Raw genomic sequence first — 15,232 nt, 5'->3', positions numbered from 1 at the left:
GCAGAATTCATCTTTTTGCAATTGTACTTAAATCCCCCTATATTTGAATTTATAAATAAAATTAATGAAGAAGTTACTCTTAGTATTTGGACTGATATTTTCACATGTAACATTTGCACAGACTGCAAAAGAAATTATAGATAAAAATATTGAGCTATCCGGTGGATTAACCAATTGGAAACTCTTGAACTCAGTCCTGCTTCAGGGAAAAGTAATATTGGGAATTAAAGATGAATATCCTATCAAAATATATCAGCAGCGTCCTAATCTTACCAAAACGCTGATCACCACCAATGGGAAAGAAACCGCCATTGAAGGTTTTGACGGAACAAAAGGATATGCAATGAACTATGCAGCCAATAAACTTCAGGAATATCCTGAATACGTTCCTGAAAGTTTTGATAATGACTTCATTGACTGGGAAAGTAAAGGTTTTGATGCCAAATATCTCGGAAAGGAAAAAGTAGGAGAGATCTACTGCCATAAAGTGGAACTTACCAAAAATGTGAATAAGAATATGTATTATTTTGATACTAAAACTTATATGCTGCTGAAAGAAATTAAAAAAGACGAAACGGTAATCTATTCCGATTATAGAAAAGTGGGAAATCTGGTGATGCCATTCAGGATAGAATCTTCCAGTCCGAAGAAAGATGGAGATTATGTTATGATTCTAAATAAGATTGATGGAAACAAAGCTTTTCCTGCTAATATTTTCAAATTTTAAATCCATCACAGCAATATATGCTGCATAAATTGATAAGAAATGAAAAATATTTTTTTACTGCTGCTTTCGTTGAGCGCCTTTCTGCAAAGCTGCACCAACCAAAAAAGTGAAATTTCTAAAGCTAAAACCAAAGAACTTATGGGAAAAACAATATACGATTTTACCGTGGAAGGCCTTGATGGCAAAGAGATCAATTTCGCAGATTTCAAAGGAAAAAAGATTCTTATTGTAAATACTGCTTCAGAATGTGGATTTACTCCTCAGTATGCAGATCTTGAAAAGGTATATGAAGAATACAAAGACAAACTGGTGGTGATAGGTTTCCCTGCCAATAATTTTGGAGGACAGGAACCGGGAACCAATATCGAAATTGGAAAGTTCTGCCAGAAAAACTATGGAGTAACCTTCCCAATGGCAGCAAAAGTTTCTGTGAAAGGGGATGATACAGCTCCTATTTTCAAGTTTTTAACAGAGCAGGAACTTAACGGAGTAAAAAATACAACCATCCTTTGGAACTTTACCAAGTTTTTATTGGATGAAAACGGCAAGCTGATTGACAGCTATGTAAGTACTACCAAGCCTACATCTAATGCAATTACAAAATATCTGAAATAAAGATAAAAAAAGTATATTTTTACAAGTGGGTGTTTACATCCACTTTTTTTGTTTTCAGATAATTACAAACAGACCTCTATGAAAAAAATACTTTTTATCCTTTGTATTCCGGCTTCTTTTATGCTTGGATTCGCTTTTAAGGCCGTCACGGAAAATAAATCGGACAGTTTGAAAAAAGTAACTGGCATTGGGGGCATCTTTTTTAAATGTAAAGACCCTAAAAAGATGAGAGAATGGTACGAAAATCATTTAGGATTGAACACTAATCAATATGGTGCCGTGTTTGAGTGGTATCAGGGAGCTGATTATTCTAAAAAAGGATTCAGCCAATGGAGCCCTTTCGGTGAAAAAACCACCTATTTTCAACCTTCTGAAAAAGATTTTATGATCAATTACCGAGTGGAAAATATGGAGAAACTGGTAGAACAGCTAAAAAAAGAAAACGTAACGGTTGTTGATAATATTGAGACTTATGAATATGGAAAATTTGTCCATATTATGGATATTGAAGGAAACAAAATAGAGCTTTGGGAACCCAATGACGTCGAATATGAAAAATTAGGACAGAAAATGGGCAGTAAAACCACAAAATAAAATCTAGCTTTTAATCATTCGTTTTTTCTGCAAAACAAAATATATTACCAAGCTTTATACTGGAGTAACCATTGCTCTTAATTTTGGAAGATTTGATCATAGCCTTTGCTAAAATATCTGTTGGTAAAGGTTTTTGGCTTTCCAAAAGCCCCAGCTTATTGGCGAACCTTATAATTCTGCTTCCAAGCACTTCACCCGTTCTTTCGGAATTTTTTCTTTCAAGCATTCCGGGTTTAAAAATGGTAATTTTATTGAAGTGAAGTTTTTTTACCGCTTCTTCCAGCTCCCCCTTCATTTTAGAATAGAAAATTTTGGACTGGGGATTTGCTCCATACGCAGAAACCAAAATATAATCTTCCACATCATTTTCTTTTGCAGCTTTAGCAAACTCATATTGATAATCAAAATCAACCTTTTTCTGCGCTTCTTTGCTTCCGGCATCCTTTAAAGTAGTACCAAGACAGGAAAACGCAACGTCTCCTTTTACCATGCCTTTCCATTCTTGAGGTTTTTCAAAGTTGACGATGTGTACTTTAAGTCTTTCATTCTGGATACCAACAGGTTTTCTGACAAAAATATTAACTTCCTCAAAATCCTGATCCTGAAGTAACTGACTGACTAAATCTTTTCCCGTAGCGCCTGTAGCACCAATTACTAAAGCTTTCATAACAATGTAGTTTGATGTGATGGTATTTTCTTTCTTAAATTTACTAAATTTGAATTAAAGATTGAACGTTTTTTCTTACAGATCAATCTTTACATTTTTAACTCCCAACTGATTAAAACCATGGATGCCAACGAAATTCTAGATTATTGCCTTACTAAAAAAGCAGTTACGGAAAGCTTTCCTTTTGATAATGAAACACTTGTGTTAAAAGTAGATACTAAGATGTTCTTACTAATGGCCCTTGAAAAGCAACCCCTTTCCATTAATGTAAAAACAGATCCTGAATGGAGTGCTGAGCTTCGCGAACAGCATCCTCAGATTACAGGAGCTTATCATATGAACAAGATCCACTGGAACTCTGTAATTGTAGACGGCTTGAAAAGAGATCTTATTTTTGCACTTATCGATCAGTCGTATGAATTGGTTTTTAAATATTTAACCAAAAAAGCCCAACAACTAATAAACAATTCCTAAAAAAACAAACTAATAACATGAAGAAAATACTGATTTCGGCTGTCTACCTTTTGTCAGTCGGAGTATTTGCCCAGTCAAAAGATCATTCGAAGACTTGGGAACTTTTGCTGAACAATAAAAGAGAAGAAGCAAGAGCCTTTTATGACAAAACACTTCAATCCCAAAAACTTAAAAATTTTGAAACCTTATTCTTGGATGCCTTGATTGATCAGGAAATGGGGAAATTTATTTTTGATGAAACATTTGTTAAAAATTTTATCAACACTACTGATGAAGAAGCCTATTTGTTTCCTATAATTCAGGAAAAATCTATGTTGGGTGATATTAAAAAAAATGGTATCGATGCGCATACCTATAAAAAAGTAGATATTCTATACAACAGTAAAAGTTTTGGACATTTAAACAGTATAGTAGAGCTTAAAACTTATTTTGATTATTTAAGAAGTAATTTTTCCGGTTCTGCAGAGGCACATTCTAAACTGGGGAAGATAGATAAATGGCAATACGCCGGGGTTTTTGAAAATTTGAATGGAAGTGGTCTAGACATTGAGTATGAGCCGGAGACGTATGCTAAAAATGATAAACTGTTCAATACCGGAAACTTTGGAAACATTGGATGGTATAATAAAAAACATAATGATAATGATGGTTTTACGTTTTTTATTAATGAGCTTGAATACGGAAGAGGAATTATCTATGCACAGACTTTTATCAATAATCCTATTGAAAGAAAAGTTTGGCTTGATATAGGAGCAAATAATGAACTTAAAGTGTTTCTGAATGATGTAGAGATCTTATCAAGTACAAAAGAGGGGTATACTTCCACAGGTTCACATCTTGTAGAAGTGACACTTCCCAAAGGCATGAACAGGCTTTTGCTTAAAAACGATTCAAAAACCAGTAATATGGCCGGATTTATAGTGGTCCCTTATGATACAAATTATCAGAAAATAAATGATCTGACCTATTTTGACACCTATCATGATTATAAGAAAAGTACCTTAGCAGAACTCCAGCCTAAAGAACTTGAACTTCAATTTGAACAGAAACTTAAAGAAAAAATAGCTGCTCATAAAGGTGACTTTATCTATGAATATCTTCTTGTTTTAGGCTACCTTAATAATCAACAGAATGATAAAGCAAAAGAAAAATTAGATGCTTTTGCGCAGAAATATCCAAAATCTTCCTTAATTCAGACGCTTCTTGGTGTTTACTATTCCAATATTGAAGATGATGAAAAGCTAAATGAGATCTATAAAAATATAGAAGTTAATGATTCTCAGTATTACCAGGTGCCTGTAATGAAAATTGTAGACAGTGAAGTCACCAAAAATATGAATATTCAGGAGCTGGAAAAGTACAAAGCTATACTTACAAAATCTAAAGCGAAAGCAATGGAGGAGCTCTTTGATGTAATTATATCTGCCCGAAATCATGATTTGGAAAAAATGAAAAAGCATTTATCCAATATTAAAAATGATTTTGCCAACAATGAGAAATTTTTTGTTAACCTGACGTATCTGGAAGAAGCTGATAAAAAGGATCAGAGTGGAATTATTAAAAAGCTTGAAGACTTTTTAGCAACCACCAATAATATGGAAGTAATGTATTCATTGTTGGATTATTATGAAAAATCAAATAAAATTGAAGAAGAAAAAAAGCTCCTTAAGAAGTTTATAGAAATTTATCCATCCGTGAATGTACTTAGAAATAAATACATTTCTCTTTTGCAGGACAATCTTTCTGACCCTGAAATAATGAAGCAGATAAATGAAGGATTGGCAAACTTTCCCTATTCTTACTCTTTATTGGCTTTAAAAGCTGAAATTTTGGCTCTTCAAAAAAATAAGACAGAAGCCATTAAATATGCAAAAGAATCGATTTCTCACTATGCTGACGAGCGTATGTACAAATTGATTAAAGATTTGGATCAGACTGAGGATGAAATTGACATGGTCGCCGTAAAAGATCTTAAAAAATTAGCCTTAGAAAGGAGAAATAAAGGAGAAAAAGGGAAAAAAGGAGTGACTACCTTGCTGGATGAATATATTGTCAATGTTTATCCTGAAGGAGGATTTAAAAAACGAATCACTTATGCCTATGAAATTACTTCAGAAAGCGGAATAGAGGAGATGAAAGAATATTATATCAATTATTATGATAATGTTCTGAAATCCGAAATTGTAAAACCCAATGGAAACATTGTTCCCGGAGAAAAATCTGAAGATCAGATCGTTTTTACCAATCTCGAAAGAGGAGATATAATTCTTATTCAGAAAGAAAGTATAGAAAGAAGAGGAGGACGTTTCTACAAAGACTTTAATCTCAGTTCTTATTTCAATTCTGAGTATCCTGTGATGGAATCTGTATTTACAGTAATTACTCCTGAAGATGTTTCATATCAAGTAAAGGGTAATAATGGAGAAGTACCTTCTGTAAAGAAAAAAATAGGGAATAAGCAGTCTCAAACCTGGAGATTAAGCAACCTTCCTGAAGTTAATCTGGATGAAAATTACGGACCTACATATTATGATTCTACAATATCAGTTACAGCCAATTCTATAAAAACATGGCAGGAAATCTCCAATTGGTATATAGATCTTACGAAAAAAAGTCTTGTTTCTGACAGGGTAGTAGAGAATGCTTTTAAAGAAATATTTCCGACTGGAATATCAGGAATTAATGACACTGAAAAAGCAGAAAGAATCTATAATTATATTGAAAAAAATGTGACTTATAGTTCGGTAGATTTCCGTCAAAGCGGATTTATTCCTCAAAAACCTTCAAAAACTCTCGTGACAAAACTGGGAGACTGCAAAGATTTATCAACACTCTTTGTTATTCTAGGAAATCAGGCTGGATTAAAATCTAATCTGGTATTGGTGCAGACTAATGATAATTCAACACAAAGACTTATTTTACCCAATCTTAGTTTTAATCATTGTATTGTAAAAGTAAATCTTGATGGAAAAGAAACTTTTCTTGAAATGACAGACAAGTATCTTCCGTTCAATGCTATTGTAAAAGGGAATTATAAAGCGAAGGCATTAGTTATCCCTTCTGCTCAGCTTATTGATATTTCTTCAGATTATAATACCAAAAGTTTATTTAAAACAATCAGTGAAGTTCAGATTAATGGAGATGATCAGAATTTTGTTACCAAACAATATACTATGGGAGAAACTAAAAGTTATTACAACAGTTTCTTTCAGGATTCACAGTCTGAGGATAACCGTAAAAAGAAGATGGAGAAGGAGTTAGGATCTATTCTGGATAAAATAATTAATGTCAAATCAGTAAAAGCAATGAGTGGAAAAGATCTTACCTCAAATCCATTAGCTTATGAAGTACAATTTAATATTAATGATAAACCACAATCTGTCGGAAGTCTGAAGATTATGAAAATTCCTTTTATAACGAAACCTTTTACGAAAGATATTATTGCCACAGAAAAAAGGAATACAGATATTCAGTATACTCAATATGAAAAGCAGAATGAATATGCTGAGGAGATTTATCTTAACATTCCAGCGAATATGAAATTTATTGAAATCCCGGAAAATAAAAATCTGGCGTACAATGATTTTACTTATTCAATTGTATACGAACTGGAAAAAAATAACAGATTAAAGATCACAAGAAAATCAAAAACACCATGGGATGATATTAAAAAAGAACAATATCCGGAGTTTAAAAAATTTGTTGAAGATGCTATCAGTGCAGAGGATCAGATTTTAGGATATAAATGATAATTGGTGCCCCGGGTTTTATGATCCGGGTTTTATTTTAAACGAAATAGTAATAATTGTATCAAATAAAATATCAATTAATGCATCTGGGTATGAATATTGTTATCAATTATTGGTGAAATATTATATCCAATATTAATACAATAACGAACAAATGAGAAACCACTTATTATTATTCCTGGCCGTTGGCACATTGATGCTGTCAAGCTGTAATAAACCTGAACAGAAGAACAGTTCTGAGGCTATGACTTCCACAACAGGAAATTCTACAGAAAACAATCTTAAAATAGAGTTTTCCGGAACGGATAACTTTACCATCAAAAATCCAAAACTAAAAGTAAGTTTGTATGGAGTTGATGAGAAATTAGCCGATGCTCCTGCAACATTAATTACCGAAAAGGAATATGAGCAGAAGTCAGTACCTTTTACGATTGATCTTCCGGTTCCTAAAGATGTAGAAAGTAAAATTAACCCAAAACCTGCAGGGCCTGCAAAATACTATGTAACAGTAAGCTGGGATTCTGATGGGAATGGCAAGGCAGGTGAAAAAGGAGATATTTTTGTAGATTATGATAAAGCTTTTCCAAATGTAAAGCTTAATAATGAAACTCAGAAAATTTATCTAAAGACTCTCAAATAGTTTCAGCTAAAATCATAAAGCTAGAATTGCTGTCATAAAAAAGAGCCTAAATTTTAAAATCCAGGCTCTTTTTCTATAATTAGTTTTTATTTTTTTTAAAACATGATCTCAGTTTTAGACTCTTGAACTGGCTTTTTCTTAGAAAATAAATCTTTATACCCTAAAGCTTTCTTTTCAATCAGATGCCATGATAAATAACCTGCGGCGAACGATAATACCATCGAAAATATGATCAATGGAATCGTATCCATCTTATAGAAATGCACCAGAGTCTGTTGTATAGGGAAGGAGTAAATATAGATTCCATAGGAGGTATCACCTATAACCTCCCCAAGTTTGTTAATATATGGCGTAGAACTTTTACCAATAAGAATAACCAATATAGGCAAGGTGAAATAACATGTATATAGTAACAATCCAAAATAGGTACTGATAACAAGAATAACAAGAGCAAGCAGAATAAGAATAGTTTCAGTCTTTTTATTCCTGATAGTTACATAAGTCATGAGCATTCCACCTGTAAAAAAGCACATCAAATTATAAAAGCTACCGCTAACAAGTTCTATTTTCATGAATAATCCATTCAGAAGATAAGGCTTGAAAACACTTAAAATATAGCTTGTAACAAAAATCAGGGCCACAATAATTTTTACAAAAGATTTTTTCCTTATAAAAAATAAAGAAGAAACCATTACATACATACTGAACTCATAGCATATCGTCCATAAGCTTCCGTTGATACTGGATGTATAAGGATTGTTTTCAAAAACGCCGTCAATTCCTTTTTGGCGAAAGAATAACGTAAGGTTTTTCGGAATATAAGTGTATACAGAGGTGTTGTGCCAATAAGGAATACTGCTTTCATATACAGCTGGGGCAAGTAAAACTGTAAGAAAGAGGACTACAATTAATGCAGGATAGAGCCTTAAAACTCTTTTCCAGTAATAATCTGCGAGGCCTTTACAACGCAGGAGACTGTTGAAAATTAGATATCCGGAAATGATAAAAAAACCATGAACACCAATATACGAGAATCTCATCTGGCCATTGGTAAGTCTGGCCAATACATCTCCTTCAGTAGATCCTAATAGACCGTAAGAATGGGAAATAATTACAAAACTTGCAAAAATAAATCTGAGAAAATCAAAGTTGTTGATTCTTGAATTCATACTCCTGGGTGTGTTTTTTATCCAGGTCCAGTTTTTCGATCAGCTTTTCTAAGCTTTCAAATTTAATTTCATCGTGAAGGAAATCTCTGAACCTGACGGTTATTTTTTCATCGTAAATATCGTCATCAAAATCCAGAATATACACTTCAACTGTTAATTTTTCTCCATTTACCGTAGGATTGGTACCAATACTCAGCATTCCTTTGTATTGTTTGCCTTTCACGGCTACTTCTACAATATAGGCTCCTTTTTTAGGCAAAAGTTTGATAGATTCTGTATCTATATTTGCGGTAGGGTAGCCAATAGTTCTTCCGATCTTTTTTCCGTGGACTACCGTTCCTGATACTGAGTAGGGATACCCCAGCATCTCATTAGCCTCTATAATATTCCCGGTTAAAAGTGCATTACGAACCTTTGTTGAACTAATATTATTTTCATGGATATTGATTGCTTCCATCTGTTCCACTTCAAAATCAAGTTCTTTAGACAATTTCTGAAGAAGTTCGAAATTTCCGCTTTTATTTTTTCCGAAAGAATGGTCGTACCCTATAATAAGGTATTTAACATTAAGTTTATCAATCAAAATCTGGCGCACAAACTCTTCACCTGTCAAATTTCTGAATTCTTCATCAAATTCTTTAAGGAAAAGGTTATCTATACCGTATTTTTCCACCAGTTGTTTCTTTTCTTCTAATGTATTTAAAAGCTTTAAATCTTCATTAGGATTAAAAACAAATCTTGGATGGGGCCAGAAAGTGAGAATTGCTGTTTCCAGATTATTTGCTGTACCTACATTAATCAACTCATCGATAATACTTTTGTGCCCTAGATGTACTCCGTCAAACATACCTAAAGACAATGCTAGAGGTTTCTGTGAGGAATAATCTGTGAAATTCTTGAAAACTTTCAAAACGAAAAAATTTTGATTGCAAATATAAAGCCTTTATTTTGAATCTGACGATTGATAAATAAGGGAATTTGAAAAATTGAAAATGAAGAAAAAGCAAAAAACATTCCGATAAATAATAAAATACAACATTAAAACATTGAAAAATTGCAAAAATGATATTCTATTCTACTCCCTTCTTTCTAAATCCTAATGCCTGCCATCTTTACAAAAAGCATGATAAAAATCTTTTTTTTACCAATTGCGGGTTTATGAAGAATCACTATATTTGCACCAAGAAAAAATTTAGCAATGGCAAACCAAATTAAAGGTAAAATTTCTCAAATTATTGGTCCGGTAATCGACGTTGTCTTCACAGATGTAGAAGCAATTCCTGCAATCTATGACGCGTTAGAAATTACAAAAGAAAACGGTGAAAAAGTAGTTTTAGAGGTAGAACAACATATTGGCGAAGATACAGTAAGATGTATCGCAATGGACGCTACTGATGGTCTTAAGAGAGGTCAAGATGTAATTGGATATGGAAATCCTATTATGATGCCAATCGGTGAGGCTGTAAACGGAAGACTATTCAACGTTGTTGGTGATGCTATCGACGGACTTCAAGATATTTCTAAGGACGGTGGTCTTCCAATTCACAGACCAGCGCCAAAATTTGATCAATTATCAACTTCAGCAGAAGTTTTATTTACAGGTATTAAAGTAATCGACTTAGTTGAGCCTTACGCAAAAGGAGGTAAAATTGGATTGTTCGGTGGTGCTGGTGTAGGTAAAACAGTATTGATTCAGGAGTTGATTAACAATATTGCAAAAGGACATGGAGGTCTTTCTGTATTCGCCGGAGTAGGTGAAAGAACGAGAGAAGGAAATGACCTTTTGAGAGAGATGTTGGAATCAGGTATTATCAAGTATGGTGATGATTTCATGCACTCTATGGAAAATGGAGGTTGGGATCTTTCTAAAGTAGATGTAGAAGCTATGAAAGATTCAAAAGCAGCTTTCGTTTTCGGACAGATGAACGAGCCGCCAGGTGCAAGAGCTAGAGTAGCACTTTCTGGTCTTACATTGGCTGAGTACTATAGAGATGGTGGAGAAAGCGGACAAGGTAGAGACGTACTTTTCTTCGTAGACAACATCTTCCGTTTTACACAGGCTGGTTCTGAGGTATCTGCACTTCTTGGTCGTATGCCATCAGCGGTAGGTTACCAACCAACTCTAGCTTCTGAAATGGGTGCGATGCAGGAAAGAATTACTTCAACTAAAAACGGTTCAATTACTTCAGTACAGGCGGTATATGTACCTGCGGATGACTTAACTGACCCGGCTCCTGCAACGACGTTTGCTCACTTGGATGCAACTACGGTACTTGACAGAAAGATTGCTTCATTAGGTATTTATCCAGCAGTAGATCCACTTTCTTCTACTTCCAGAATCCTAAATCCTGAAATCTTAGGTCACGATCACTATAACTGTGCTCAAAGAGTAAAAGAAATTCTTCAAAGATATAAAGCTCTTCAGGATATCATCGCAATCCTTGGTATGGAAGAACTTTCTGAAGAAGATAAATCTGTTGTTTACCGTGCAAGAAAAGTTCAGAGATTCTTATCTCAGCCTTTCCACGTAGCAGAGCAATTTACAGGTATCCCAGGATCATTGGTAGACATCAAAGATACTATCAAAGGATTCAACATGATTATGGATGGTGAACTAGATCACTTACCAGAAGCAGCTTTCAACTTGAAAGGAACCATCGAAGAAGCTATCGAAGCTGGACAAAAAATGTTAGCTGAAAACGCTTAATAAATTAGACATAAAGATATCAGATACTAGACATGAGACTTTAAGTTTGTCTGAAATCTGAAATCTGAAATCTTCAAATCTAAATTAAAATGAATATAAAAATTTTAACACCAGAATACGTAGTTTTTGAAGGAGAAGTAGATTCTGTATTGTTGCCTGGAAAAAATGGTGAATTTCACATCATGAAAAACCACGCAGGAATTGTATCTTCTTTAGTTGGAGGTAATGTAAAGCTTTTTACATCATCTGTTGATGAAGCGTACGCTAAAAACCTTACTCCGTTACAGGAAGGAGGTAAAGGCTCCGTTTTTTCTTATTCTATCAAAAGCGGTGTTGTAGAATTTAATCATAATAAAGGAATTATCCTTTGTGAATAATTAAATGAAAAGCTAAATATATTTTCAAGAAAGTGTAACTTTGTGTTACACTTTTTTTATTGTATATAAAAGGCAGGTGCTATGAAGAAAGGTATCATTATATTCTTTACCATTCTGGGAATTGTGATTCAGGCTCAGAATATCAAAACCAAAAGAGGAATCATTAACCTGGACGGTATTCCGGTTGCCAAGCTGACCAGTAAATCCAACGAATACATTTTTATGGATTTGAAGGAAACTCCGCTTTATACCATTAAATTTATTGATAAAAGCATTGTAGACTCTGTGAGAGACAGCTACATCAGTATCAATAGAGTATACAACCGGGACAAAACCATTGAAGTAGATTATTCATCACCTTCTGCTTTCTCCGGGGAAGAAAAATCTGCGGTCTTCACTTCTGTAAAAGATCTTAAAATCATCGATAATAAAGGTATCAACTTAAAAAACCTTGATGAAATTTTCTCCAATGTTCCCAAAAGAAAGCTAGATAACAAGACAAAAGAAGCTTACACCATCCGAAAGAAAATCGATAAAATGAATATTGAGGTCAACAAAGTGGGAGAGATCCTGAGCAATGGTGTTCCTGTAGGCTATTTTACCAATTTGCCTGTAAGTTTTGGCTCAGAGGATACCATTATGGATAAAAGCCCTATAGACGTCGAAATTTATGATGCTAAAAGTAAACTCATCGGAAAATATATTACCACAACAAAGCAGCTGAAAACAGCCGGAGGAAAATCTTTTACTATTTATAGAGAAATGTCTGGAAGAGCATCTATATTAAAATTTCCAACATACAAAGCTCTCGTTGAACGAATGGCTATCATGGATCCTAATTTTATTAAAGTTCAGGAAAAGGTGTCTGTAGGAACTGTATCAAAAGAAACTCCTAATTGATTTGTTTATCCAATATAAGATAGCTTTTTATCAATAGGAATGGGCTTTAGCCCATTCTTTATTATATTAAATTTCCATTGGCCTTTAGCCAAAACTTATAAAATATCGAAAACCACCCCGTCAAAAATTCTTTGAATTTTTACCACCCCTCCAGAGGATGGGAATATTTTGCCGTCTTATGTATGGCAGTTAGAAATTTGGATTTTGATTCATTTGTTATGAAAAATAGAGATTGGATTCTCCTACATCAAAATTAAGATCTTTGTAATCTGTGATAGATTACAGTTCAATCAAAACAAGTCTTATTCCTTCAGAAAAATAGAAATCCACGTAAAATTCGGCTATTTCAAAAATCCCTGGAAAAAAATGAACAATTTTTATAAACTTAAAATGACCCCATTTTCTTTCAATTGTTGCATCGGTTTTGAGAACCAAAACAGTTCAAAATCTTCAAAATTTTGTTCAAAATTATTTTTAAGTTGCTGAATGGTAGGTTTTTTCTGATTTTCAATAGCGTTTTCTTCTAAAACCTCTGTAAACCATTTTGCTTTATCTTCTTCCAGTTCAACCTTCACAATATTGGTTTTTAAGTGGAATGTAAGAAGAGTGTACGTACCAGAATACTTCTTTTTATTTTTTACGCGATTCTCAGCGATTACGTTTTTTGTTAAAAAGACCACTTTTGAATTTCCTTTTAATACAAACTGCTCATTTTCCAAAAGACAGTCGTGAATGTAATCGGGATGAATGGTGGTTCTTGGAATTTTAAAATCAAACCACTCCTGAAGAGGGAGTTCAAAATTTACTCCATGCATATAATTGAATAAAGATTTTTTCAGTCCGAAACTGAATTTATTATGATCAATTCCTGTTTTATCTTTAAAGTCGATATCGTTGTTGGCAAATTGTATTTCCTGCTTCATCGGAACTACGCCAAAATCTTCCGGGCTCATCCCAACAGGAGAGTGTGCAGTCATTGCAAACTGATGCCAGAACCCACTTTGAAGAATTCCCATTTCAAACATTTGGCGGATCATTTCTAAAGAATCTACCGTTTCCTGAACAGTTTGAGTAGGATAACCGTACATCAGATAGGCATGAACCATTATCCCTGCTTCTGTAAAATTTCTGGTGACATTAGCAACCTGTTCTACAGAAACTCCTTTGTCAATCAGTTTTAATAATCTATCACTGGCTACTTCAAGACCTCCGGAAACCGCTACACAACCTGAAAGTTTTAAAAGATAACAGAGATCACGGGTAAAGCTTTTCTCAAATCGAATATTAGTCCACCAGGTTACAACAAGATTTCTACGAAGGATTTCCAGCGCAACTTCTCTCATCAATGCAGGCGGAGCCGCTTCATCCACAAAATGAAATCCGGTTTCTCCCGTGGTTTTGATAAGCTCCTCAATTCGGTCTACCAGAATTTTGGCTGAAATGGGCTCATATATTTTAATATAGTCCAGAGAAATATCACAGAAAGTACATTTTCCCCAATAGCATCCGTGAGCCATGGTTAATTTATTCCATCTTCCATCGCTCCATAAACTGTGCATAGGGTTGGCGATTTCGATGACCGAAATATATTGATCAAGCTTCAGATCGGTATAATCCGGAGTTCCTACATCAGCTTGTTTATAATCGTGTCTCTTTGAGTTGTTTTTATAAACGACTTCCTGATTTTCAATTAAAAAAGTTCTTTTGAATTCTGCTTCTTTCTGAGAAATATCTAAGCTCTGACAAAGAAGCTCAAGAGGAAGTTCACCATCATCCAAAGTGATAAAATCGAAAAATTCAAATACTCTTTTATCCTTTATTTCTCTTAGTTCGGTGTTGGGGAAACCTCCTCCCATTGCCGTTTTAATATGAGGATAGTGTTTTTTTATCAACTGGGCACATTTGAATCCGGAGTAGAGATTTCCAGGAAACGGAACCGAAAAACAGACAAGCTTAGGTTGCACAGTTTCAATTTTTTCCTGAAGAATTGCTAAGGTAAAATCATCAATAAAAGTCTTTTCACCAGATAGTTTTGTATATAGTTCGTCAAAAGAATTAGCACTTTTTCCAAGCCTTTCTGCATATCTGCTGAAGCCAAAATTAGCATCAATATTTTCAACAATATAATCTGAGATATCTTCCAGGTAAAGTGTTGCCAGGTGTTTGGCCTTATCCTGAAGTCCCATATTTCCGAAGGCAAATTCCATATCATCCAGCTGGTTGAAACGGGAAGCTTCCGGAAGAAAGTTCATACTGCAGATCTGCCTTGCCAATGTCGGCGTTTTATCCTGTAAAAAAAGAATCACCTGATCAATGGTTTTTATATATTCTTCTCTTAAAGCAAAAACCCTTTGTGAATTTTCAGAAACATTTTGGAGATCAATTTCTTTACTGAAAACCTTCTTTATCCCATCTTTTGAAAATAATTCCAGAATAACATCAATCCCCAAATCTACCTGGTATGCGGAAATATTTTTGGTATTTAAAAATCCTTTAATATAAGCAGTGGCAGGATAAGGAGTATTGAGCTGGGTAAAAGGCGGAGTAATAAGAAGCAGGTCTTTCAACAGAAATTTTTTGCAAAGTTATTCTAAACTTTTTTTAAATAAAAAT

General features: G+C 34.0%; 13 protein-coding genes. 9 read left to right on the top strand and 4 right to left on the bottom strand.

Annotated features, from left to right (window positions below):
* The first annotated feature begins 64 nt into the window (after positions 1-64).
* The 3 genes from ACQ76T_RS07410 (at position 65) to ACQ76T_RS07400 (ending at position 1,936) form a co-directional block, all read left to right on the top strand.
* Positions 65-727: a histidine kinase gene (locus ACQ76T_RS07410; RefSeq protein ID WP_431342679.1), complete on the top strand. Its 663-nt coding sequence runs from the start codon at positions 65-67 to the stop codon at positions 725-727.
* A gap of 39 nt (positions 728-766) precedes the next feature.
* Positions 767-1,342, top strand: coding sequence for a glutathione peroxidase (locus tag ACQ76T_RS07405; protein ID WP_431342678.1), 576 nt, complete (start codon positions 767-769; stop codon positions 1,340-1,342).
* Positions 1,343-1,420: 78 nt separating this feature from the next.
* The gene (locus tag ACQ76T_RS07400) at positions 1,421-1,936 is read left to right on the top strand and encodes a VOC family protein (protein WP_431342677.1); all 516 of its coding nucleotides are present in this window, start codon (positions 1,421-1,423) and stop codon (positions 1,934-1,936) included.
* A 10-nt stretch (positions 1,937-1,946) separates the two neighbouring features.
* Here ACQ76T_RS07400 and ACQ76T_RS07395 read toward each other — a convergent pair whose 3' ends face one another.
* A complete protein-coding gene (locus tag ACQ76T_RS07395; RefSeq protein ID WP_431342676.1) occupies positions 1,947-2,603 on the bottom strand; it encodes an NAD(P)H-binding protein in 657 nt (218 codons plus the stop codon).
* A 120-nt stretch (positions 2,604-2,723) separates the two neighbouring features.
* On the opposite strand from ACQ76T_RS07395, the gene ACQ76T_RS07390 reads away from it, so the two are divergent.
* From ACQ76T_RS07390 to ACQ76T_RS07380, 3 genes are all read left to right on the top strand, one after another.
* Positions 2,724-3,077: an MmcQ/YjbR family DNA-binding protein gene (locus tag ACQ76T_RS07390; protein WP_431342675.1), complete on the top strand. Its 354-nt coding sequence runs from the start codon at positions 2,724-2,726 to the stop codon at positions 3,075-3,077.
* Between the two features lie 17 nt (positions 3,078-3,094).
* Positions 3,095-6,826, top strand: a complete 3,732-nt coding sequence (locus ACQ76T_RS07385; protein ID WP_431342674.1) for a DUF3857 domain-containing protein — start codon at positions 3,095-3,097, stop codon at positions 6,824-6,826.
* 154 nt (positions 6,827-6,980) lie between these two features.
* Positions 6,981-7,466 carry a hypothetical protein gene (locus ACQ76T_RS07380; RefSeq protein ID WP_431342673.1) on the top strand — a complete coding sequence of 162 codons (486 nt, stop codon included), beginning with the start codon at positions 6,981-6,983 and terminating at the stop codon, positions 7,464-7,466.
* 95 nt (positions 7,467-7,561) lie between these two features.
* Here the strand turns inward: ACQ76T_RS07380 and ACQ76T_RS07375 are convergent, their stop codons facing one another.
* Together ACQ76T_RS07375 and ACQ76T_RS07370 are read right to left on the bottom strand one after the other, a co-directional pair.
* A complete protein-coding gene (locus ACQ76T_RS07375; RefSeq protein WP_431342672.1) occupies positions 7,562-8,635 on the bottom strand; it encodes an acyltransferase family protein in 1,074 nt (357 codons plus the stop codon).
* Positions 8,610-9,545: a bifunctional riboflavin kinase/FAD synthetase gene (locus tag ACQ76T_RS07370; RefSeq protein ID WP_431342671.1), complete on the bottom strand. Its 936-nt coding sequence runs from the start codon at positions 9,543-9,545 to the stop codon at positions 8,610-8,612. The genes ACQ76T_RS07375 and ACQ76T_RS07370 overlap by 26 nt, the downstream gene beginning before the upstream one ends.
* Before the next feature lie 288 nt (positions 9,546-9,833).
* Between ACQ76T_RS07370 and atpD the strand changes: the two genes are divergently transcribed.
* The 3 genes from atpD (at position 9,834) to ACQ76T_RS07355 (ending at position 12,619) form a co-directional block, all read left to right on the top strand.
* On the top strand, positions 9,834-11,342 hold the full coding sequence (gene atpD, locus ACQ76T_RS07365) for a F0F1 ATP synthase subunit beta (protein WP_431342670.1): 1,509 nt from the start codon (positions 9,834-9,836) through the stop codon (positions 11,340-11,342).
* 89 nt (positions 11,343-11,431) lie between these two features.
* Positions 11,432-11,719, top strand: a complete 288-nt coding sequence (locus tag ACQ76T_RS07360; RefSeq protein ID WP_422692464.1) for a FoF1 ATP synthase subunit delta/epsilon — start codon at positions 11,432-11,434, stop codon at positions 11,717-11,719.
* Positions 11,720-11,800: 81 nt separating this feature from the next.
* Positions 11,801-12,619 (top strand): hypothetical protein, encoded by an 819-nt coding sequence (locus ACQ76T_RS07355; protein ID WP_431342669.1) that lies wholly within the window; start codon positions 11,801-11,803, stop codon positions 12,617-12,619.
* A gap of 377 nt (positions 12,620-12,996) precedes the next feature.
* On the opposite strand, the gene ACQ76T_RS07350 is transcribed toward ACQ76T_RS07355, so the two are convergent.
* Positions 12,997-15,186 carry a B12-binding domain-containing radical SAM protein gene (locus ACQ76T_RS07350; protein WP_431342668.1) on the bottom strand — a complete coding sequence of 730 codons (2,190 nt, stop codon included), beginning with the start codon at positions 15,184-15,186 and terminating at the stop codon, positions 12,997-12,999.
* Positions 15,187-15,232 lie beyond the last annotated feature (46 nt).

It is taken from the genome of Chryseobacterium sp. JK1 (genome assembly GCF_050632815.1).
Taxonomy (GTDB): domain Bacteria; phylum Bacteroidota; class Bacteroidia; order Flavobacteriales; family Weeksellaceae; genus Chryseobacterium.
The sequence above is the reverse complement of the archived record's forward strand: the minus strand, read 5'-3'. Positions and strand labels throughout refer to the sequence as shown.